The sequence below is a fragment of the Streptosporangium sp. CA-135522 genome, assembly GCF_050949235.1.
In the GTDB taxonomy this organism is placed as follows: domain Bacteria; phylum Actinomycetota; class Actinomycetes; order Streptosporangiales; family Streptosporangiaceae; genus Streptosporangium.
Window position 1 is genome coordinate 7,175,197 of record NZ_CP192026.1, and the last position, 24,446, is coordinate 7,199,642.

5 protein-coding genes are annotated in these 24,446 nt (G+C 72.4%); all 5 read right to left on the reverse strand.

Annotated elements, in window-relative coordinates; genetic code table 11:
• Positions 1–52 precede the first annotated feature (52 nt).
• From ACQPYK_RS34145 to ACQPYK_RS34165, 5 genes are read right to left on the reverse strand one after another with little or no spacing between them, the layout of a single operon-like run.
• The gene (locus ACQPYK_RS34145; protein ID WP_433240260.1) at positions 53–262 is read right to left on the reverse strand and encodes an MbtH family protein; all 210 of its coding nucleotides are present in this window, start codon (positions 260–262) and stop codon (positions 53–55) included.
• On the reverse strand, positions 259–4,143 hold the full coding sequence (locus ACQPYK_RS34150) for an amino acid adenylation domain-containing protein (RefSeq protein WP_433240263.1): 3,885 nt from the start codon (positions 4,141–4,143) through the stop codon (positions 259–261). The genes ACQPYK_RS34145 and ACQPYK_RS34150 overlap by 4 nt, the downstream gene beginning before the upstream one ends.
• The gene (locus ACQPYK_RS34155) at positions 4,130–9,823 is read right to left on the reverse strand and encodes an amino acid adenylation domain-containing protein (protein ID WP_433240266.1); all 5,694 of its coding nucleotides are present in this window, start codon (positions 9,821–9,823) and stop codon (positions 4,130–4,132) included. The genes ACQPYK_RS34150 and ACQPYK_RS34155 overlap by 14 nt, the downstream gene beginning before the upstream one ends.
• Positions 9,745–12,174 carry a non-ribosomal peptide synthetase gene (locus tag ACQPYK_RS34160; protein ID WP_433240269.1) on the reverse strand — a complete coding sequence of 810 codons (2,430 nt, stop codon included), beginning with the start codon at positions 12,172–12,174 and terminating at the stop codon, positions 9,745–9,747. The genes ACQPYK_RS34155 and ACQPYK_RS34160 overlap by 79 nt, the downstream gene beginning before the upstream one ends.
• Positions 12,171–24,401 (reverse strand): amino acid adenylation domain-containing protein, encoded by a 12,231-nt coding sequence (locus ACQPYK_RS34165; RefSeq protein ID WP_433258995.1) that lies wholly within the window; start codon positions 24,399–24,401, stop codon positions 12,171–12,173. Before ACQPYK_RS34165 ends, ACQPYK_RS34160 begins: the two co-directional genes overlap by 4 nt.
• Between the last annotated feature and the right edge of the window lie 45 nt (positions 24,402–24,446).

A 24,446-nucleotide genomic window follows, 5' to 3' on the forward strand; every position in this document is an offset into this window, starting at 1 on the left:
CCCGCCTCGCCCCCGCACCGGGGCCCGCGCTCACCGGAGATCGCGCGGTTGTTCATTGGCCCATCGCTCTGATCAGGCTGTTGGGCCGCATGTCGGTCCAGTTGGCCTCGATGTGGTCGAGGCAGGCCTGCCGGGTGTCCTCGCCGAAGGCGACCGTCCAGCCCGCCGGGACCTCGGCCCAGGAGGGCCACAGGGAGTACTGGCCCTCGTCGTTGATCAGCGCCAGGTAGGTGCCGTCGGGGTTCTCGAACGGGTTGCTCATGCCAGTTCCTTTCGGAGCAGTGCGGCGATCTCCGCGATCGGCCCGGGGTTCAACATGCTCTCGTGGTCGCAGGCGACCACGTGGTCTTCGATCGTGCCGGTGACGTAGGGTTTCCAGTCGTCGGCCGTGAGGCTGTCGGCCTCGTGGCCGTGGGCGGCGATGACGAGGAGCACGTCCCCGTCGAACCGCCGTGGCACATGCTCTTGGGAGATCTTCACACCGTTGCGGTAGTTACGGTAGACCGCGAGCAATGTCTGTTCGTCGAGGGTGGCGTACCGCCCGCCCCGGGCGCGTACGAACTCCACGATCTTGCCCATTTCCTCCGGGCCCGTCTCCCCTGACCCCTCGTAGCCGGCGGCGGCGAGCAGCCCCGGCAGCACCTCGCGCGCGTCAGGGGCGATCTTCTCCCCGGGGTAGGCGTCGAGCAGGGCCAGCAGCGCGACCTCCTCGCCCCGCGCGCGCAGCTCGACGGCCATCGCGTGGGCGATCAGGCCGCCCATGGACCAGCCCGCCAGCCGGTACGGCCCTCGGGGCTGGACCTCGTGGAGGCGGTCGAGATAGTCCAGGGCGATGGCCTCGATCGACGGGGCCGTGTAGTCCGGCTCGGACAGGGCCCGGGACTGGAAGGTGTAGAGCGGCTGTTCGGGGCCGAGGTGGCGAAGCAGGCCGGAATACGGCCAGCCGAGCCCTGCGCCGGGATGGACGCAGAACAGCGGCGGCAGGGAGCCCGTGGCCCGCAGCGGCAGCAGCACCTCCAGGCCTCCGGTATCCGGCCCCGCGCCCGTGCCGCCACCGGCGGCCAGCGCCTCGACCGTCTGGCGGGCGAACACCTCGCGCGGAGTGATCGTCAGTCCTTCCCGCCTGGCTCGGGACACCAGCCGGATCACGCCGATGCTGTCGCCGCCCAGATCGAAGAAGCCGTCGTCGACACCGACCCGTTCCAGGCCGAGCACCTGGGCGAACAGCCGGCACAGCAGTTCCTCGGCGGGGGTGCGGGGGCCGCGCGAGGAGACCACGACGTCCGGGTCGGGCAGGGCCGCCCGATCCACCTTCCCGTTGGGGGTGAGCGGCAGCGCGTCCAGCGACACCACCGAGGAGGGCACCATGTAGTCGGGCAGGGTCCGTGCCGCCAGGCGCCGCAGTTCCTCGGCCGTGGCCGTGCCGACCACGTAGGCGACCAGACGGTGGTCCCGGGCGATCACCGCCACCTGGGCGACCCCGGGATGCCGCGACAGCGCCGCCTCGATCTCGCCCGGCTCGATCCGGAATCCGCGGACCTTGACCTGCTGGTCGACCCGGCCCAGATACTCCAGCTCACCGTCGGGCGACCATCTGACCAGGTCCCCAGTCCGGTACATCCGCCCGCCGTACGGGCAGGCGACGAACCGTTCGGCGGTCAGCCCGGGACGGCCCCGGTAGCCGCGGGCCAGGCCGGAGCCCGCGAGATACAGCTCGCCCGGGACACCCGGGGGAACCGGCCGCAGAAGACCGTCCAGCACGTAGGCCCGCATGCCGTCCATGGCCCGGCCGATGGGGGGAGCGGTCGCGCCGACGCGGGAGACCCGGTGGTAGGTGGCGTAGGTGGTGGTCTCGGTGGGCCCGTAGACGTGGCCGAGCACGGTGTCCGGGCAGGCCTCCCGGACCCGGCGCATGGCTTCGGGCGAGGCCGCCTCCCCGCCGGTGAGGACTTCGCCGAGCGCCGCGAACGTGCCCGGCGCCTCCTCGGCGACGAGATTGAACAGGGCCGTCGTGATGAACAGCGCGGTCAGCCGCTGTTCGGCGACGAGGTCGCCGATCGCGGCGGGGTCGAGCTCGCCGGGCGGCGCGACGACGACCGTGCCGCCGTTCAGCAGCGGCACCCAGATTTCGTAGGTGGAGGCGTCGAAGGCGTGCGGCGAATGCATCAGCAGGCGCCGGTGACTGTCGGCCCATCGACGGTCGAAGGCCAGGTCGAGAACGTCTCGATGCCGTACGGCGACGCCCTTGGGCCTGCCCGTCGAGCCCGAAGTGTAGATCACGTAGGCGAGCTGGTCGGGGTGGGCCGTCACGGGCGGGTCGTACTGCGGCACGAAGGCAGGCTCCCGGAAGGACTCCGGCGCGCTCCCCTCCGGCGGCCACTCGTCCAGCCGGACCACCGCGGCGGCGTGCTCGAAGGCGGGAGCGCGGTCGGTGACCAGGACGGGGGCCGCGGTGTCGGCCATCACCCAGCTCATCCGCTCGGGCGGGTGGCTGTGGTGCACCGGCACGTAAGCGCCACCCGCCTTGACGATGGCCAGGGTCGCCACGACCACGTCGGCCGACCGTTCGAGCAGCACCGCGACGGGCGTCTCGGCCCTGACGCCCCGCTCGATCAGCCGGTGCGCCAACCGGTTGGCCCGCCCGTTCAGCTCGGCGTAGGTGAGGCGGGCCCCGCCGCAGACGACGGCCTCGGCGTCCGGGGTCCGTTCCACCTGCGCGGCGAAGGCCCTCGCGATCGTCGCCGTGGACGGCGACGGCGTGCCCTCCGCAGTGGGGGCGCCGGCCGCCGAGGAGGCCCGAGCCGGCGCGGCGGGGATCTCGGTGGCGTCGTTCCACTCGTGCAGGACCTGCCCGCGCTCGGCGTCGGACAGCAGGTCGAGACGGGCGAGCGGCCGGCCGGGGTCGGCGGCGATGGCCTTGAGCAGGCGCGTCAGCCGGTTGAGGAGCCGGATGGCGTCGGCGCGGGAGACGACGTCGGGACGGTGGTCCAGGCGCAGGGACAACCGCCTGCCGGGGACGACGGCCAGGGCGAGCGGGTAGTGGGTGGCGTCGGTACCGGAGGCGCCGGCCAGGCGCAGGCCTCCCTCGGGGCCGGACTCGGCGGCGTTCAGGGCGGCGGTGTCGAGGGGGTAGTTCTCCAGGACCGTCATGGTGTCGAACAGCTGGCCTGTACCGGCCAGGCGCTGGATCTCGGCGAGCCCGAGGTGGTGGTGAGCGAACAGGTCCGCCTGTTCGGACTGGACGCGTTCGAGCAGGCCGGCCAGGGTCTCGGCCGGATCGACCCGCACCCGGACCGGCAGGGTGTTGATGAACAGGCCGACCATGCGTTCGACGCCGGGCAGTTCGGGCGGCCGGCCGGAGACGGTGCCGCCGAAGACGACGTCGTCGCGGCCGGTGAGCAGGGCGAGCAGCAGCGCCCAGACTCCCTGGATCGCCGTGTTGAGGGTGAGCGAGCGGGCGCGCAGGACGGCGGTGAGGCGGCCGGTCAGGTCTTCGCTGAGGTGCGCGCGGACGCGGCCGGGATCGACCGGCGGGCGCCCCGCGAGGTCGGGGACGACGAGGGTCGGGCCGGCGACCCCGGCAAGGGCCCGGCGCCAGGCCTCCATCGCCGCCGCGCGGTCCTGCCGGACGAGCCAGGCCAGGTAGTCGCGGTACGGCGGAGCCGTCGCGGGCTCGGCTCCGCCGTACCGGGTGAGGAGCTCGGCGGCCAGCAGCGGGGTGGACCAGCCGTCCAGCAGGATGTGATGGTTGGTGAAGACCAGCCGGTGCCGATCGGGGGCGAGCCGCAGGAGGACGAAACGCATCAGGGGCGGCGCGGCCAGGTCGAAGCGGCGGGCCCGCTCCTCGGCGGCCACGCCGTCGGGGTCGGCGGTGACGACCTCCCGCCAAGGGACCTCGACCCGGCGGTGCACGAGCTGGACGGGCTCGCCGTTGGTTCGCTGCCGGAACGAGACGCGCAGGTTGGCGTGCCGGCGCAGCAGCGCCGCCGTGGCGTGGCGCAGGGCGGGAACGTCGAGGGGGCCCTCCAGCTCGAGCACGAGCTGGGCGGTGTAGACGTCGGGCGCGGCCTCGTCGAACAGGGCGTGGAAGAACAGCCCCTGCTGCAGCGGCGACAACGGCAGGATGTCCTCAAGCTGACTCACGGGCGCTCCACTCCGCGTCGAGTTCCGCCGCGAACGCGTCGATCTCTTCCTGACTGATGGAAACCAGCAGGTCCGAGGGGGTGAGACCGCTGCCGGTGTGCCGGGACAGGCCGGTGAGGGCGGCGAACCACGCTTCGGCCAGCTCCCTGACGCGTTCCTCGTCGTACAGACGTCCCGCCCACGACCAGGTGGCCCGCAGCCGCGGGCCGTCCGGCAGGTCGCGGGTGACGGCGTTGACCTCCAGCGCGTGCGGGAGCGCCAGGTCCGCGGAGTGACCGCCGCCCACCACGTCGGATTCGAGGGCCGGTGACCAGTCCGCGCCGGTGGCGGCCTCGATCCGGCCCAGGTAGTTGAAGGCCAGTTCGGGAGCGGGACGGCGGCTCAGTTCGGCGGCCGTGTCGGGGTTGAGGTGGCGAAGCAGGCCGTATCCGATCCCGTTGTCGGGAACGGCGCGAAGCTGCTCCTTTACCCGCTTGATCGCCCGTGCCGCCGTGGGCCCCCGCAGGTCGGCCCAGTCCGCCTCGCCGGGGTCGAGCCGGACCGGGTAGATCGTCGTGAACCAGCCGACGGTCCTGGACAGGTCGACGTCGGGGAAGATCTCCTCCCGGCCGTGTCCCTCCAGGTCGAGCAGGACCGAGTCCTGGCCGGTCCACCGGCGCACGGCCAGCGCGAGCCCGGCCAGCAGCACGTCGCCGACCCGGGCGTGGAACGCCGCCGGGAGCCGGGTGAGCAGCGGTTCGGTGACCTCCGGGGGCAGTTCGAGCGTCAGGTGGCCCTGGGTGCCGAAGGTGTCGGTGGCCGGGTCGAGTGCTCTGCGGCCGATGCGCGGGTCGGGTCCGTCGAGGATCTCGGTCCAGAGGTCGAGCTCGGCGGTTCTGTCACGGGCCTCACCCTGGAGGCGGTGGGCCCAGGTGCGCAGGGAGGTCGGCACCGGCGCCAGCGCGGGCGCCGCGCCCCGCACGGCCGCCTGCCAGGCGGTGAACAGGTCGGGCAGCACGATCCGCCACGACACCGCGTCCACCGCCAGGTGATGGACGGTCACCACCAGCCGCCCCGACACCCGCGCCCCGGCATCCAGCCAGGCGACCGCGACCATCCGCCCCGCCGCGGGATCCAACCCGGCACGAGAGCACGCCGCCTGCTCGGCGACCACCCTGCCGAGATCCCCGCCGAGATCGTCATCGCCGAGGTCGTTGTCGCTGGTGCCGAGGTCGCCGCCGCTGACGTCGCCGCCGCCACGGGGGGCGTCGTTCACCTCGATCCGCCGCACGCACTCGGCCGCCCGCACCGCCCCGGGCGCGAGCACCTCCAACTCGTGCAGGCTCGGCGCCTTCAACCGCAACGCGTCATGCCGGTCCAGTACGGCCTGCACCGCGACGACGAGACGATCCAGGCCCAGCCCGGCCGGCACTCGGAGCACCACCGTTTGGCTGAAGTCATCGGTCGGCCCGGGGAGGCCGTCCAGCCAGGACATGATCGGGGTGGGAGGCAGCGAGCCGACCCCCGCACCCTCCGCCTCCCCCACCACCCGCTGCTCGTCGGTGGCCACCGCGGCCAGCTCCCGCACGCTCTGATGCCGAAAGACGTCCTTGGGACCGAACACCACACCCGCCGCCCGCGCCCGAGCCACCAACTGGATCGCGATGATGCTGTCGCCGCCCAGATCGAAGAACCCGTCCTCGACCCCGACCCGCTCCACCCCCAAAACCTCGGCGAACAACGCGCACAGCAGCACCTCACGCGGCGTGGACGGCGCGGCCGCCGACCCGGACGCCGACCCGGTGACCTCCGGGGCCGGCAACGCCCGCCGGTCCAGCTTGCCGTTGACCGTCAACGGCAACGCCGCCAGCACCACCACCGCCGCCGGCACCATGTAATCCGGCAACGTCCGCGCCGCGAACCGCCGCACCTCCGCGACGTCCAGCGCGACAGGCTCCTCGACGTCCCCGGCCGTCACCGCGCGCCGCGCCACCGGGTCGCCCCCGCCCGCCACGGCCGGCGTCGCCTGACCGTGCCCGGCCGCCGTACCCGGCTCAGCGCGCTCACCGGCCACCACGTACGCGACCAGGCGCCGGTCGCCGGGCCGATCCTCCCGCACCACCACCGCGACATCGGCCACCCCCGCATGCCGCGCCAACACCGCCTCCACCTCCCCCGGCTCGATCCGAAACCCCCGCACCTTCACCTGCGCATCCACCCGACCCACGAACTCCAACCGACCCGCACGATCCCACCGCGCCACATCCCCCGACCGATACATCCGCCCACCCGCCCCCCCGAACGGATCGGCCACGAACCGCTCCGCCGTCAAGGCCGCCCGCCCCGCATACCCCCGCGCCAGCCCGGGACCGGCCACATACAACTCCCCCGCCACCCCCACCGGCACCGGCCGCAAAAACCCATCCAGCACATACACCCGAAGATCAGGAATGCCCACCCCAATGGCGCTTCCCGCCCCGCTCACGGCCATCCGCCGATCCAGCGGGGCATAGGTGACGTGCACCGTGGTCTCGGTGATCCCGTACATGTTCACCAACACCGGCGCGGTCTCCGGATGACGGTCGTACCACTCCTCCAACCGCCCGGGATCCAGCGCCTCACCCCCGAAGATCACATACCGCAGCGACGACCCCGCACCCGAAACCGCCCGCTCGGCCCGCATGAACTGATAGAACGCCGACGGCGTCTGATTGAGCACCGTCACCCGCTCCCGCCGCACCAACTCCACGAACTCCCCCGGCGACCGGCTCACCTCGAACGGCACCACCACCAACCGCCCGCCGTACAACAACGCCCCCCACAACTCCCACACCGAAAAATCAAACGCATAGGAGTGGAACAACACCCACACATCCGTCTCGTCGAAGGAGAACCACCCCTCCGTCGAAGCCAGCAACCGCGTCACCGCACCATGCGAGACCACCACCCCCTTCGGCCGCCCCGTCGACCCCGACGTGAAGATCACATACGCCGGATGAGCGGCCAGCACCCGCCCCACCCCACCACGGGGAGTCTGCGCCGGAGCACCCACGGCCAGCACCGCCCGCGCCGGCGTCCCGTCCTCCTGCCGCGAGTCCCCGCCAGAGTCTCCGCCCGGCGAGGAGCCGGCGCGGGGATGAGATCCATGGAGCGCGAACACCGAGAACGGCGACGCCGTGCCCGGCAGTGGTACACGGTGGCCCTGAGCGGTGAGCGCCCCCTCTGATCCCGGGACGGTGACGGCCAGCATCGGAGCGGCGTCCTGGAGGATGTAACCCACCCGATCGGCCGGATAACCCGGATCGATCGGCACATACCCGCCCCCCGCCTTCACCACCGCCACTATCGCCACCACCAACTCCACCGAACGCGGCACCACCAACGCCACCAACCGCTCCGGCCCCACCCCCAACCCCGCCAACACCCCGGCCAGCACCCCGGCCCGCGCGTCCAACTCCCCGTAGGTCAGCTCCACCCCCGCCCCCGTCACCGCCACCGCGTGCGGCGACCGCGCCACCTGCGCCTCGAACTCCTCCACGATCGTGGTGGGGTCGGGTGCCGCGCCGGTTCCGGCCCAGTCGTCGAGGATGGTGCGACGCTCGCGGGCGTCGAGGATCTCGATCTGGCCGAGGGTGACATCGGGGTCGGCGACCACCGATTCCAGGAGCCGGTGGAAGCGGGCGACGATGTCCTCGGCGCTCTGGCGGTCGAACAGGTCGAGGCTGAACTCCAGACCGCCTTCGAGGCCTCCGCCGGGGCGCTCGGCGAGGGTGAGCTGCAGGTCGAACTTGGCGGTGGCCGGGGTGAAGGGTTCCACGGTGGCGGTCAGGCCGTCGAGTTCGAGAACCGCCGACGGATTGTTCTGAAAGGTCAACATCACCTGGACCAAAGGATGACGCGCCATCGAACGCACCGGATTAACGATCTCCACCAACCGCTCGAACGGCACATCCTGATGCGCGTAAGCCGCCAGATCCCCCTCCCGCACCCGACCCACCAACTCACGAAAACTCGGATCCCCACCGGTATCGGTCCGCAACACCAACGTATTGACGAACATCCCCACCAGATCGTCCAACGCCTCATCGGTCCGCCCCGCCACCGGCGTACCGATCGGCACATCACACCCCGCCCCCAACCGGGTCAACAACCCCGCCAACGCCGCCTGCACCACCATGAACACACTCGCGTTCACCTCCCGCGCCAACACGGTCAGACCCCGAGCCACCTCAGCGCCGACGGTCACCGCAACCGAACCACCCCGATAAGAGGCCACCGCAGGACGAGGACGATCGACCGGCAACACGATCTGCTCGGGCAACCCCGCCAACGCCGCCCGCCAAAACCCGACCTGACGACTGATCAAACTGTCCGGATCCGACTCCCGCCCCAACAACTCCCGCTGCCACAACGCGTAATCGGCGTACTGCACCGGCAACGCCGCCCACGACGCCACCCGCCCCCGCGAACGCGCCGCATACGCCGTGATCACATCCCGCGCCAACGGCGCCAACGACCAACCATCCGCCGCGATGTGATGCAGCACCAGCAACAGGACATGGGTCGAGGAGTCGAGCTCGAACAGGCGGGCGCGCAGCGGCGGCTCGGCCGCCAGGTCGAACCCCCGCCCCGCCTCGGCCGCCAGCACCGATCCGATCCGGTCCGCGTCGATCCGGTCCGCCCCACCCCGGCCGGCGCCGGCCCAGATCATGTCCAGCGCGGGGTCGGCGGTGTCCAGCACCCGCTGGCACGCCACCCCGTCCACCTCGGGAAACACCGTCCGCAGACTCTCGTGCCGCACCACCACATCACCCAGCGCCGCCCGCAACGCCGCCACGTCCACCCCACCGGACAACCGCAACGCCAACGGCATGTTGTACACCGCCGACAACGGCTCCAACCGATTCAAAAACCACAACCGCCGCTGCCCGAACGACAACGGCACCCTCGCGGGCCTGTCGACCGGTTTCACCGGTGGCCGCCTCGCTCCGGAACCCGCCGGCCCGCTTCCGGCCGCCTCGTCCACGCGCGCGGCCAGCGCCGCCGGCGACGGCGCCTCGAACACCGCACGGACCGGCAACTCCACCGACAACACCGACCGGACCCGGCTCACCAACCGCGTGGCCAGCAACGAATCCCCGCCCAGTGCGAAGAACGAGTCGTCCACCCCCACCGAGACGGCACCGAGCACCTCGGCGAACACCCCGCACAGGATCTCCTCCACCGCCGTGCGCGGGCTCCGACCGGCGTCTCCTCCCCCCGGACCAGGCGCGGGCAACGCCGCCCGGTCGAGTTTCCCGTTGCGCGTCACCGGCAACGCGTCCAGCACCACCACCGCCGACGGCACCATGTACTCCGGCAACCGCTCCGCCGCGAACCGCCGCACCTCCCCCGGATCCACGGCGGCGAAAGCCGCACGATCGGGTTCCACAACGCTCTCCCCACCCCGACCGGCCCCCTCCCGGCCCGCGGCGGAACCATCCCCGGCCGGCACCGCATACGCCACCAGGCGCCGATCCCCCGGCCGGTCCTCCCGCACCACCACAGCCACCGCCCCCACCCCCGGACACCGGACCAACACCGCCTCCACCTCCCCCGGCTCGATCCGAAACCCCCGCACCTTCACCTGCGCATCCACCCGACCCACGAACTCCAACCGGCCCGCACGATCCCACCGCGCCACATCCCCCGACCGATACATCCGCCCACCCGCCCCCCGAACGGATCGGCCACGAACCGCTCCGCCGTCAAGGCCGCCCGCCCCGCATACCCCCGCGCCAGCTGCACCCCGGCCACATACAACTCCCCCGCCACCCCCACCGGCACCGGACGCAGCCACCGATCCAGCACGTACACCTGGACGTCCGGCAGCGGGGACCCGATCGGCGGGATCTCACCGGGGGTCAGGGGGCCGCTCATGGTCACGGCGACGGTGGTCTCGGTGGGACCGTAAGCGTTGATCATCAGGCGGCCGGGGGCCCAGCGGTCCACCAGGTCGGCCCCGCAGGCATCCCCGCCGACCACGAGTGTCCGCAGGTGCGGCAGCGCCGTGCCGGGCACGCTCGCCAGGGCCGCGGGAGGGATCAGGGCGTGCGTTATCCGTTCGCTCTCCAACACCTCGGCCAGCTCCGCCCCGCCGTACACGCCGGAAGGGGGGATGACCAGCGTGGCCCCCGCGGCGAAGGCCATGAGCGTCTCCATGACCGAGGCGTCGAAGCTCGGCGAGGCGAACTGGAGAACCCGGCTGTCCGGGCCGACCCGGAGCCGGGCGACCTGGGCGGCCGCGAACGCGGCGATGCCGGCGTGGGTCACGACGACGCCCTTGGGACGCCCGGTCGACCCCGAGGTGTAGATCACATAGGCCGGGCTCTCCAGCGGGAGCCCTACCCCGAGATCGTCCGCCGGGTACGGCGACGCGTCCGCCGCGGCCAGGAACGCCTCGTCGATCACCACCCGCGGGGCGGCGTCGGCGAGCATGTAGGCGATCCGTTCGACCGGATAGCCGGGGTCGACCGGCAGGTAGGCGCCGCCCGCCTTGACGACGGCCAGTGCCGCGACGACGAGGTCGGCGGAGCGGGGCAGCGCCAGCGCGACCACGCGCTCCGGGCCGACGCCGCGCTCGGCCAGCAGCCGCGCCAGCCGGTTGGCCCGACCGTTGAGCCGGCCGTAGGTCAGGACCCGCTCGCCGTCCACGAGAGCGATGGCGTCCGGATTACGCGCGACCTGTGCCTCGAAGATCTCGGGCAGTGTACGGCCGGGCACCGCGGCGCCGGTGTCGTTCCACTCCTCGACGATGCGGCGATGCTCGGCGTCCAGGACGCCGAGCCGGCCGACAGGGGTGTCCGGGGCGGTGACCAGCGTGGTGAGCAGCAGCCGCATGCGATCCAGCAGTTGCCGGGCCTGGGCGCCGGTGAACAGGTCGGGACGGTGGTCCAGACGCAGGATGAGACGTTCGCCGGGAACGGCCGCGAGGGCGAGGGGATAGTGGTGGGCGTCAACCGAGCCGAAGCCGGTCAGCCGCACGTCGCCGAGGGCGGTGTCGGCGGCGGCGGGATCGAACGGGTAGTTCTCCAACACGGTGACGGTGTCGAACAGGACGCCGCGGTGGATCTCGGTCAGCCCCAGGTGGTGGTGGGGCAGCAGCTCGGCCTGCTCGTCCTGGAGGCGTTCCAGCAGTTCCCCGACCGCCTCCTGCGGGCGGAGCCGTACCCGGACCGGCACCGTGTTGATGAACAGGCCGACCATGCGCTCCACACCGGGCAGCTCGGGCGGCCGGCCCGACACGACCGCGCCGAAGACGACGTCGTCACGGCCGGTCAGCCGGGACAGCAGCACACCCCACAGTCCCTGCAGCACGGTGTTGACGGTGATCCCGCGCCGGCGGGTCAGCTTGGTCAGCGCGGCGGTGAGGGTGGCGTCCAGCTCGATGCTCGCCTTGTCCGGTGGGACGGGTACGACCGCGGCGGGCGCGACCAGCGTCGGCTCCTCGATCCCGTCCAGCGCGTGGTCCCACGCCTGCCGGGCGGCGGCGCGGTCCTGGCGGGCCAGCCAGGCCAGATAGCCCTTGTACGGCGGAGCCGCCGGCGCCTCCACTCCCAGGTAGAGGGCGAAGAGCTCGGCGATGAGGAGTGGGGTGGACCAGCCGTCGAGCAGGATGTGATGGTTGGTGAGGATCAGCCGGTGCCGGTCGGGGGCGAGCCTCACCAGGACGAAGCGGATCAGGGGCGGTGCGGCCAGGTCGAAACGGCGGGCCCGCTCCTCGGCGGCCACCGCGTCGGGGTCGGCGGAGACGACCTCGCGCCAGGACGGCTCCACTCTGTGCGGGACGACCTGGACCGGTCGGCTGAGATCCTCGTGCCAGAAGGCGGCGCGCAGGTTGGGATGGCGTTCGAGCAGTGCGGCGGCGGCGCCTTTCAGGGCGGGCACGTCCAGCGGGCCGTCGAGGTCGAGGGTGACCTGCGCGGTGTAGACGTCGTGCTCGTCGTGGAGAGCGTGGAAGAACAGTCCCTGCTGCAGGGGCGAGAGCGGGAGGATGTCCTGGACCTGCGTCATCGCTTCTCCCATGCGGCCTGGATGCGGTCGATCTCCCCCTGATCCAGATCGACCAGGAGGTCGCTCGGCGTGTAGCCGCCCGAACCGTGCCTGGCCAGCCCGGCGAGTGCCCCGAACCAGGTTTCGGCCAGCTCCCTGACCTCCGCTTCGGCGAGCACCCCTTCCGGCCATGACCAGACGGCCTCCAGGTGCGGGCCGTCCGGCCGGTCATGGGTGGTCACGTTGATCTCCAGGGGATGGGCCACCGGCATGCCGGGGTCGTGACCGCCGAGTTCGGCCGGGACGAGGTTCCAGTCCCCTTCGGCGACGGTGACCCGGCCGAGGTAGTTGAACACGATCTGCGGCCTGGGCAGCTCGGCCAGTTCGGGAGCGGTCGCGGGGTTGAGGTGACGCAGCAGGCCATATCCCAGGGGGTCGGGCACCGCCCTGAGCTGCTCCTTGACCTTCTTGATCGCCTGGGTCACGGCTCGCTCGTCGGCCCAGCCGGTGACGCCCGCATCGAGCCGGACCGGGTACATGGTCGTGAACCAGCCGACGGTCCTGGACAGGTCGACGTCGGGGAAGATCTCCTCCCGGCCGTGTCCCTCCAGGTCGAGCAGGACAGAGGTGCCCCGCCCGCCGTGCTTCCTGCGCCAGTGCGCCACGGCCAGCGCGAGCCCGGTCAGCAGCACGTCTCCGACCCTGCCGTGGAACGCGGCGGGAACGGTGGTCAGCAGGGGTTCGGCCTGCTCGGGAGGCAGGGTGAGGGTGAGGGTACGCAGTGTCGCGACCGTGTCGATGGCCGGGTCGAGTGCTCTGCGGCCGATGCGCGGGTCGGGTCCGTCGAGGATCTCGGTCCAGAGGTCGAGCTCGGCGGTTCTGTCACGGGCCTCACCCTGGAGGCGGTGGGCCCAGGTGCGCAGGGAGGTCGGCACCGGCGCCAGCGCGGGCGCCGCGCCCCGCACGGCCGCCTGCCAGGCGGTGAACAGGTCGGGCAGCACGATCCGCCACGACACCGCGTCCACCGCCAGGTGATGGACGGTCACCACCAGCCGCCCCGACACCCGCGCCCCGGCATCCAGCCAGGCGACCGCGACCATCCGCCCCGCCGCGGGATCCAACCCGGCACGAGAACACGCCGCCTGCTCGGCGAGCATCTCATCGGGGTCGCCGTTCACCTCGATCCGCCGCACGCACTCGGCCGCCCGCACCGCCCCGGGCGCGAGCACCTCCAACTCGTGCAGGCTCGGCGCCTTCAGCCGCAACGCGTCATGCCGATCCACTACGGCCTGCACCGCGACGACGAGACGATCCAGGCCCAACCCCGCCGGCACCCGGAGCACCACCGTCTGGTTGAACCCGTTGACGGGACCGCCCCGCTCCGCCAGCCAGGACATGATGGGGGTGGGAGGCAGCGAGCCGACCCCCGCACCCTCCGCCTCCCCCACCACCCGCTGCTCGTCGGTGGCCACCGCGGCCAGCTCCCGCACGCTCTGATGCCGAAAGACGTCCTTGGGACCGAACACCACACCCGCCGCCCGCGCCCGAGCCACCAACTGGATCGCGATGATGCTGTCGCCGCCCAGATCGAAGAACCCGTCCTCGACCCCGACCCGCTCCACCCCCAACACCTCGGCGAACAACGCGCACAGCACCACCTCACGCGGCGTGGACGGCCCGACCGCCGACCCGGACGCCGACCCGGTGACCTCCGGAGCCGGCAACGCCCGCCGATCCAGCTTGCCGTTGACCGTCAACGGCAACGCCGCCAGCACCACCACCGCCGCCGGCACCATGTAATCCGGCAACGTCCGCGCGGCCCAGGAGCGAAGCTCACCAGGAGTGGCCGTACCGACCGTGTAGGCGACCAGGCGCCGGTCGCCGGGCCGATCCTCCCGCACCACCACCGCGACATCGGCCACCCCCGCATGCCGCGCCAACACCGCCTCCACCTCCCCCGGCTCGATCCGAAACCCCCGCACCTTCACCTGCGCATCCGCCCGACCCACGAACTCCAACCGACCCGCACGATCCCACCGCGCCACATCCCCCGACCGATACATCCGCCCACCCGCCCCCCCGAACGGATCGGCCACGAACCGCTCCGCCGTCAAGGCCGCCCGCCCCGCATACCCCCGCGCCAGCCCGGGACCGGCCACATACAACTCCCCCGCCACCCCCACCGGCACCGGCCGCAAAAACCCATCCAGCACATACACCCGAAGATCAGGAATGCCCACCCCAATGGCGCTTCCCGCCCCGCTCACGGCCATCCGCCGATCCAGCGGGGCATAGGTGACGTGCACCGTGGTCTCGGTGATCCCGTACATGTTCACCAACACCGGCGCGGTCTCCGGATGACGGTCGTACCACTCCTCCAACCGCCCGGGATCCAGCGCCTCACCCCCGAAGATCACATACCGCAGCGACGACCCCGCACCCGAAACCGCCCGCTCGGCCCGCATGAACTGATAGAACGCCGACGGCGTCTGATTGAGCACCGTCACCCGCTCCCGCCGCACCAACTCCACGAACTCCCCCGGCGACCGGCTCACCTCGAACGGCACCACCACCAACCGCCCGCCGTACAACAACGCCCCCCACAACTCCCACACCGAAAAATCAAACGCATAGGAGTGGAACAACACCCACACATCCGTCTCGTCGAAGGAGAACCACCCCTCCGTCGAAGCCAGCAACCGCGTCACCGCACCATGCGAGACCACCACCCCCTTCGGCCGCCCCGTCGACCCCGACGTGAAGATCACATACGCCGGATGAGCGGCCAGCACCCGCCCCACCCCACCACGGGGAGTCTGCGCCGGAGCACCCACGGCCAGCACCGCCCGCGCCGGCGTCCCGTCCTCCTGCCGCGAGTCCCCGCCAGAGTCTCCGCCCGGCGAGGAGCCGGCGCGGGGATGAGATCCATGGAGCGCGAACACCGAGAACGGCGACGCCGTGCCCGGCAGTGGTACACGGTGGCCCTGAGCGGTGAGCGCCCCCTCTGATCCCGGGACGGTGACGGCCAGCATCGGAGCGGCGTCCTGGAGGATGTAACCCACCCGATCGGCCGGATAACCCGGATCGATCGGCACATACCCGCCCCCCGCCTTCACCACCGCCACTATCGCCACCACCAACTCCACCGAACGCGGCACCACCAACGCCACCAACCGCTCCGGCCCCACCCCCAACCCCGCCAACACCCCGGCCAGCACCCCGGCCCGCGCGTCCAACTCCCCGTAGGTCAGCTCCACCCCCGCCCCCGTCACCGCCACCGCGTGCGGCGACCGCGCCACCTGCGCCTCGAACTCCTCCACGATCGTCGAGGGGACCCCTGGGGAGGAGCCGGTTCCGGCCCAGTCGTCGAGGATGGTGCGACGCTCGCGGGCGTCGAGGATCTCGATCTGGCCGAGGGTGACATCGGGGTCGGCGACCACCGATTCCAGGAGCCGGTGGAAGCGGGCGACGATGTCCTCGGCGCTCTGGCGGTCGAACAGGTCGACGGCGTATTCGAGGGTGCCGGTCAGGCCGTCGGCCGTCTCGGTCAGGGACATCAGCAGGTCGAACTTGGCGACACCGACCTCCAACGGTTCCACGGTGGCGGTCAGGCCGTCGAGTTCGAGAACCGCCGACGGATTGTTCTGAAAGGTCAACATCACCTGGACCAAAGGATGACGCGCCATCGAACGCACCGGATTAACGATCTCCACCAACCGCTCGAACGGCACATCCTGATGCGCGTAAGCCGCCAGATCCCCCTCCCGCACCCGACCCACCAGCTCACGAAAACTCGGATCCCCACCGGTATCGGTCCGCAACACCAACGTATTGACGAACATCCCCACCAGATCGTCCAACGCCTCATCGGTCCGCCCCGCCACCGGCGTACCGATCGGCACATCACACCCCGCCCCCAACCGGGTCAACAACCCCGCCAACGCCGCCTGCACCACCATGAACACACTCGCGTTCACCTCCCGCGCCAACACGGTCAGACCCCGAGCCACCTCAGCGCCGACGGTCACCGCAACCGAACCACCCCGATAAGAGGCCACCGCAGGACGAGGACGATCGACCGGCAACACGATCTGCTCGGGCAACCCCGCCAACGCCGCCCGCCAAAACCCGACCTGACGACTGATCAAACTGTCCGGATCCGACTCCCGCCCCAACAACTCCCGCTGCCACAACGCGTAATCGGCGTACTGCACCGGCAACGCCGCCCACGACGCCGCCCGCCCCCGCGAACGCGCCGCATACGCCGTGATCACATCCCGCGCCAACGGCGCCAACGACCAACCATCCGCCGCGATGTGATGCAGCACCATGGCGAGCACGTGCTCGTCGGACCCCAGGGTGAACAGCTCGGCGCGCAACGGCGCCTCCGTGGCGAGGTCGAATCCCCGGCTCGCGAATGCGAGCAGCGCGTCCGCGAGGCCGGCCTCCTCAAGGATCGTGTGCTCGAAGGCTGGTTCGGCGGTGTCCAGCACCCGCTGGCACGCCACCCCGTCCACCTCGGGAAACACCGTCCGCAGACTCTCGTGCCGCACCACCACATCACCCAGCGCCGCCCGCAACGCCGCCACGTCCACCCCACCGGACAACCGCAACGCCAACGGCATGTTGTACACCGCCGACAACGGCTCCAACCGATTCAAAAACCACAACCGCCGCTGCCCGAACGACAACGGCACCCTCGCGGAACGGTCACGTCGCCTCACCGCCGGCCGCACCCCCGCCGCCGCCTGTCCCACCCGCACCGCCAGCGCCGCGACCGACGGCGCCTCGAACACCGCACGGACCGGCAACTCCACCGACAACACCGACCGGACCCGGCTCACCAACCGCGTGGCCAGCAACGAATCCCCGCCGAGATCGAAGAACCCCTCATCGATCCCGACCCGATCCGCCCCCAGCACCTCGGCGAACGCCCCGCACAGGATCTCCTCCACCGGCGTGCGCGGCGCCCGTCCCGATGTCACCACCTCCGGCACCGGCAACGCCGCCCGGTCGAGTTTCCCGTTGCGCGTCACCGGCAACGCGTCCAGCACCACCACCGCCGACGGCACCATGTACTCCGGCAACCGCTCCGCCGCGAACCGCCGCACCTCCCCCGGATCTATCGCATCAGCACCGCCCGCCCCCGCGGCCGGCACCGCATACGCCACCAGGCGCCGATCCCCCGGCCGGTCCTCCCGCACCACCACAGCCACCGCCCCCACCCCCGGACACCGGACCAACACCCCCTCCACCTCCCCCGGCTCGATCCGAAACCCCCGCACCTTCACCTGCGCATCCACCCGACCCAAAAACTCCACAACCCCATCCGCACGCCACCGCGCCACATCCCCCGTGCGATACATCCGCCCACCCACCCCCCCGAACGGATCGGCCACGAACCGCTCCGCCGTCAAGGCCGCCCGCCCCGCATACCCCCGCGCCAGCTGCACCCCGGCCACATACAACTCCCCCGCCACCCCCACCGGCACCGGCCGCAAAAACCCATCCAGCACGTGGAGGCGGGTGTTCCAGACCGGGCGGCCGATCGGGACGGAGGCGGCGTCCGACTGCGGGCGGTGCTCCCAGAAGGTGACGTCCACCGCGGCTTCGGTCGGGCCGTAGAGGTTGTGCACCGGCACGCCCAGCCGGGCGACGGCCTGGTCGGCGAGCTCTGACGGGAGCGCCTCGCCGCTGCAGATGATCCGGCGGATGGAGGCGGGCGCCGGGTCGCCGGCGAGGAAGGCGGCGAGCATGGACGGGACGAAGTGGACGGTCGTCACGCGTTCGGCATCGATCAGCTCGGCGAGATAGGCCGGGTCCCGGTGGCCGCCGGGCCGGGCGAGGACGAGGGTGGCGCCGGTCTGGAGCGGCCAGAAGAATTCCCATACCGACACGTCGAACCCGGCCGGGGTCTTCTGCAGGACCCGGTCGTCGGCGCGCAGGCCGTACTCGGACTGCGCCCACAGCAGGCGGTTGACGATCGAGCCGTGGGAGACCACGACGCCCTTGGGACGCCCGGTCGATCCCGAGGTGTAGATCACGTAGGCCGGGTTCTCCGGTGCGAGCCGTACCCCGAGATCGTCCGCCGGATAGGTGGACGCGTCCGCGCCGGCCAGCCAGTCGGGGTCGACGACCAGCACCGGACGCGCGTCCGCGAGCATCGAGGCGATCCGTTCGGCCGGCAGGTCCGGGTCGACCGGCAGGTAGGCGCCGCCCGCCTTGACCACGGCGTACATGGCGACCAGCAGGTCAGGTGACCGGGGCAGCGCCAGCGCGACCACGCGCTCCGGGCCGACGCCGCGCTCGGCCAGCAGCCGCGCCAGCCGGTTGGCTCGCGCGTTGAACGCGGCATAGCTGAGCTCGGCGCCCTCGAACACCAGCGCCGTCGCGTCCGGGGTCCGCGCGACCTGGGCCTCGAACAGCCCGGCCAGCGTCGTGCCGGGAACCGCTGTCGCGGTGTCGTTCCATCCGCGCAGCAGCAGTTCCCGTTCGTCGCGGGAGAGTCCGTCGAGTTCACGGACGGGAGCGTCCGGTGCGGCGGCCAGCGCGGCGAGCAGGCGCTGGAACCGCTTCAGGATCTCCCGCGCGTCCGCCTCGGTGAATACGTCGGGCCGGTACTGCAGCCGGAGGCGGAGCCGTTCCCCCGGGATGACCAGCAGCGTGATCGGGTAGTGGGTCGCGTCGGCCACGTCCGCCGAGGTCAGCCGGAGGTCCCCGATCGCGGTGCGGGCGTCCAGGGGGTAGTTCTCCATCACCAGCAGCGTGTCGAACAGCGCGCCGTGCCCGATCTCGGTCAGTCCCAGGTGGTGGTGGGCCAGCAGCTCGGCCTGCTCGTCGCGGAGCCTGCGCAGCAGGTCACCGGCGGATTCGTCGGGGCGGAGCCGGACTCGGACCGGCAGGGTGTTGATGAACAGGCCGACCATGCGTTCGACGCCGGGCAGCTCGGCCGGCCGGCCGGAGACGGTGCCGCCGAAGACGACGTCGTCGCGACCGGTGAGCTGGGCGAGCAGCAGCCCGAAGGCGGCCTGCATGACCGTGTTCAGCGTGGTGGAGTGCGCGCGGGCGAGGGTGGTGAGCGCCCGGCTCGGGCCGTCGTCGAGCTCGGCGGTGACGCGGGCGGGCTGCACCGGGTCGGCGGGGGCGTGCGGGGCGAGCAGCGTGGGATCGTCCAGGCCGTCCAGCGCCCGGTCCCAGGCCTCGGCCGCCGCCGCGCGGTCCTGGCGGGCCAGCCAGGCCAGATAGCCCTTGTACGGCGGAGCCGCCGGCGGCTCGGCCCCCTCGTAGAGGGCGAACAGTTCGGCGGCCAGCAGCGGGGTGGACCAGCCGTCGAGCAGGATGTGATGGTTGGTGAGGATCAGCCGGTGCCGGTCGGGGGCGAGCCTCACCAGGGCGAACCGCAGGAGCGGGGGCGCGGCCAGGTCGAAGCGGCGGGCCCGCTCCTCGGCGGCCACACCGTCGGGGTCGGCGGTGACGACCTCCCGCCAGGGGACCTCGACCCGGCGGTGCACGAGCTGGACGGGCTCCTCTCGGAGTTGGAAGGAGGCGCGCAGGTTGGGGTGCCTGGCGACCAGGCGTTCGGCGGCCGTTCTGAGCCTGGCCGCGTCGAGGGGGCCGGTGAGGTCCAGCACGAGCTGGGCGGTGTAGACGTCCACCGCCAGCAGGGAGTGGAAGAACAGACCTCGCTGGAGGGGTGCCAGGGGCCAGGCGTCCTGGAGGTCTGGGCCGAGGGTGTCGAGGTCGCCCTGGGTGAGCCGGGCGGTGACGTCGGAGGGGGTGAGGCCGCCGCCGGTGTGCCGCGAGATGCCGGTCAGGGCTTGCGACCAGGCGGCGACCAGTTCGGTGACGCGTTCCTCCGTGTGCCGGCCCGGGTCCCAGGTCCAGGTGACGCGCAGCGTGTCGCCGAGGGCGATCGCGTTGATCTCCATGCCGTGCCTGAGCGGGGTGGCGGCGTCCTGGCCGCCGGTCAGGCCGCCGGAGGGGTCGTCCGTCGCCGGTTCCCAGTCCTGCCCGGAGGTGGCGATCCGGCCGAGGTAGTTGAAGGCGATCTCGGGGTGGGGCAGGGCGGCGAGGACGGGCGCCGTGTCGGGGTTGAGGTAGCGCAGCAGGCCGTGGCTCAGGGGGTCGGGAAGGGCGCGGAGCTGCTCCTTGACCCGTTTGACGGCCTGGGCGGCGGCCTGTCCTCCGTCGCGGAGGTCGCTCCAGTCGAGGGGGCCGGCGTCGATCCGCACCGGGTGCACGGCGGTGAACCAGCCGACGGTCCTGGACAGGTCGACGCCGGGGAAGAGGTCCTCCCGGCCGTGTCCCTCCAGGTCGAGCAGCACCGACCGCTCCCCGCTCCACCTGGCGACCGCCGCCGCGAGCCCGGCGAGCAGCACGTCGTCGGCGCGCCCGTGGAAGGCCGCGGGTATCTCGCCCAGCAATGGCCTCGTCACCTCGGGGGGAAGCTCCACGACCCTCTCTCGCCGCTCGCCCCACGTCGCCCGCGGCCGGGGCGCCTCATCGTGGCCCTCACCGGGGCCGGGGGTCAGGAGCGCGGTCCAGGTGGGTAGCTCGGCCAGGCGGGCGGGGGTGACGGCCTCTTCCCGAAGGCGATGCGACCAGGCACGGAAGGAGGTGGTGGGCGCGGGGAGACGCGGAGGGGTGCCTTCGGCGGCGGCGGCCCAGGCGGTGAACAGGTCGGGCAGCAGGATCCGCCAGGAGACTCCGTCGACGACCAGGTGGTGCAGGACCAGCAGCAGCCGCCCCCTACGTCCGGGGCCGGCGTCGAGCCAGACGACGCGGACCGTCCTGCCCGCCGCCGGGTCCAGCTCGGCACGTGCCCGCTCGGTGTGTTCGGCGACCGCCTCGCCGAGGTCGCCGCTCACCTCGACCCGCCGTACGCACCCGGCCGCCGGGACCGCCCCGCGCGGGGCCACCTCCAGCCCCTGCGAGCCTGTTCCTGTCGGCCGCAGTGTCAGCCGCAGCGCGTCGTGATGGTCCAGTACGGCCTGCACGGCGGCGGTGAGGTGGTCGAGGCCGAGTCCCGGGGGGACGTGGAGCACCACGTTCTGGCTGAATCCCGCGATCGGCCCGTCGCCCTCGGCGAGCCAGGCGATGATCGGAGTGGTGGGGACGGTCCCCGTGCCGTCGTCCTCCTCGGTGCCACCGACCGCGGTGTCCGCCGCCTCCTCGGCGACGAGCGCGAGGGTCTCCGGGCTCTGATGCCGGAAGACGTGCTTGGGGGTGAGCCGCAGCCCGGCCTCACGGGCGCGGGCGACGAGCTGGATCGCCAGGATGCTGTCCCCGCCCAGGTCGAAGAAGCCGTCGTCGGCTCCGGCCCGGGGCAGGCCGAGCACCTCGGCGAACAGCCCGCACAGCAGCCGCTCGCGTTCCGTGGCGGGCTCCCGGCCCAAGGTCCGCCGCTCCGGCACGGGCAGGGCGCGCCAGTCCAGCTTGCCGTTGGCGGTCAGCGGCATCGCGTCCAGCGGCACGATCGCGGCGGGGATCATGTAGTCGGGCAGGGACAGCCGGGCGTGACGCCGGAGCTCGTCGGCGCCCGCCGTACCGACCACGTAGGCGACCAGCCGCCGGTCTCCAGGCTGGTCGTCGCGGGTCAGGACGACCGCCTGCTCGACGCCCGGGTGAGCGGCGAGGACGCTCTCGATCTCGCCCGGCTCGATCCGGAAGCCCCGGACCTTGACCTGCCGGTCGGCCCGGCCCAGGTAGCGGAGCTGGCCGTCGGCGCCCCACCGGACGAGGTCACCGGTACGGTACATCCGGCCGCCGGCCTGGAACGGGTCGGCGACGAACCGCTCGGACGTCAGGCCCGGCCGGTTGAGGTAACCCCGGGCCACGCTCGGGCCGGCGACGTAGAGCTCTCCGGATGCGCCGGGCGGGACCGGGTGCAGCGCGGGGTCCAGGACGTACAGGCGGGCGCCGTAGACCGGCCGGCCGATCGGGGGGTCGTCGGGAGAGGTCAGCGGGTCGCTGCCGGTGACCACGACGGTGGTCTCGGTCGGTCCGTACACATTGATCATCCGGCGGCCGGCGGACCAGCGGCGGACCAGCTCGGGACGGCAGGCCTCACCGCCGACCAGCAGCGTCCGCAGGTCGGGCAGCGGCGTCTGCGGGACCGTCGCCAGCGCGGCCGGGGTGATGAAGGCGTGGGTGATCCGCGCCTCGGCGAGGAAGCGGCCGAGCGGCTCGCCGCCGTAGACCCCGGCGGGCGCCAGCACGAGCGCGGCGCCACAGGAGAAGGCCATCAGCCATTCCAGCACCGCCCCGTCGAACCCGATCGAGGCGAACTGGAGCACCCGGCTGTCCTCGGTCACGCCGTAGCGGTCGATCTCGGTCCGCGCGTATCCCGGCAGGCCGGCATGGGTGACCATCACGCCCTTGGGCAGGCCGGTCGAGCCGGAGGTGTAGATGACGTAGGCGGGGTGTCCGGGCAGCAGCGCGGTCACCGGATCGGTGCCGGGCAGGCCGTCTCCGGTCCAGTCGTCCATCATGACGACCTCGGCGCCGGGCGGCGGGCGGAGTCCGGCCGTCGCGCAGGTGACCACGATGGGCGGCGCGGCGTCGGCGAGCATCACCGCGAGACGTTCCGGCGGATAATCCGGGTCCAGCGGCAGGTAAGCGGCCCCGGATTTCAGGATAGCCAGGAACGCGACGACCATGTCGAGCGAGCGGGGCACCGACAGCCCGACGTGGCGGTCCGGCCCGGCGCCCCGGGCGATGAGATGGTGTGCCAGCCGGTTGGCCCGGGCGTTCAGCTCGGCGTAGGTGATCTCGGCGCCCGCGGCCACGACCGCGACGGCCTCGGGGCGCCGCCGTGCCTGCTCCTCGAACAGGGTGACGGCGGTGCCGGCCGTCGCCTCGCGCGGTGCGATACCGGCCGTCACTTCGCGCGGTGCGATACCGGCCGTCGCCTCGCGCGGTGCGATACCGGCCGTCGCCTCGCGCGGTGCGGTGCCCCAGCGGGCGAGGAGCGCCCGTTCGGCCTCGTCGAGCAGGTCGATCGCGCCGATGCGCAGGTCCGGCCCGGCCTGGGCGATCCGGGCCAGCAGGCGCAGGAAGCGGTCGTGGTGGCCGGCCAGCTCGGCCTCGCCGTACAGCTCGGGATGGCCGTCGAAGTCGATGCGGACGCCGCGCCCGTCGGAGCCGTCGTAGAGGTTGATCGACAGGTCCTCGATCGGCCCGGTGGACAGCGCGTGCGCGGTGGCGGCGTGCCCGGCGAACTTCAGGTCGTAGTCGAACCGCATGATGTTGATCACCGGCCCGAACAGGCGCCCGCGCACCTGCCCGCGCAGGTCCTCGTACCGGTAGCGCTGGTGCACCAGCAGCCGCCCGACCTCCCGGGTGACCTGCCCGACCAGCTCCCCGAAGGTCGCCTGCGGCCGTACGGCCAGGCGCAGCGGGAGGACGTTGGAGAGCATGCCGGGGGTGCGCCGGGCCGCCGGTGTGGTGCGGGCCGTGACCGCCAGGCCGAGGACCACCTCGTGGGCTCCGGTCAGGCGCCCGACGAAGGCCGCGGTGGCCGCGATCATGAGCCCGGACACGGCCGTGCCGTGGGAGAGCGCCGCCTGCGTCAACGCGGCGGCGTCGCTCTCGTCCAGCGTCGCGCTCCATCGGTGGAAGCGCGAGGTGGGGACGGCCGTACCGGAGGAGAGGGTGGGCACGGCGGGCAGGCCGGCGAGTTTGCCCAGCCAGTAGCGGCGGTCGGCCTCGAAACGACCGGAGGCGCGGTAGGCGGCGTCCTCCTCCAGCAGCGTGGCCAGCGATCCGAGGCCGCCCGGATCGGGGTCGCGCCCTTCGGCGAGGGCGGTGTAGGTCTCCGCCAGGCGCTGGGCGACCATCGGGCCGCTGTAGCCGTCCATGAGCACGTGATGGCAGCGGAGATACCACAGGTGGCGGTCGTCGGCGACGCGCAGCAGGGCGGTGGCCAGCAGGGCGTCCTCGTCCAGCGGCGACCGGAGCTCGGCCCGCATCCAGTCCAGCGCGGCCCGCTCGTCTGCGAGGTCGAGGAAGCGACAGTGCGGCTCCCGCCGCTCGACGACCTGGCCGCCCTCGACGATCCGGACGTGGATCGCGTCCACCTCACCGGCCACCAGGCCGACGGCCGAGGCGAAGAGCGCCGGATCGACCGGCCCTGACATCTCGATGTACTGGGCTATGTAGATCGGGTCTTCGGGAGTGATCCGCTGGGCGTGCCAAATTCCACTCTGCGCCGCGGACAATGGCAGTAAGGAACGCGGAATAAGCACCATCGTCACGCTTTCCATCTTGGCCGGAGAATGCCTGATGGGTGCGTA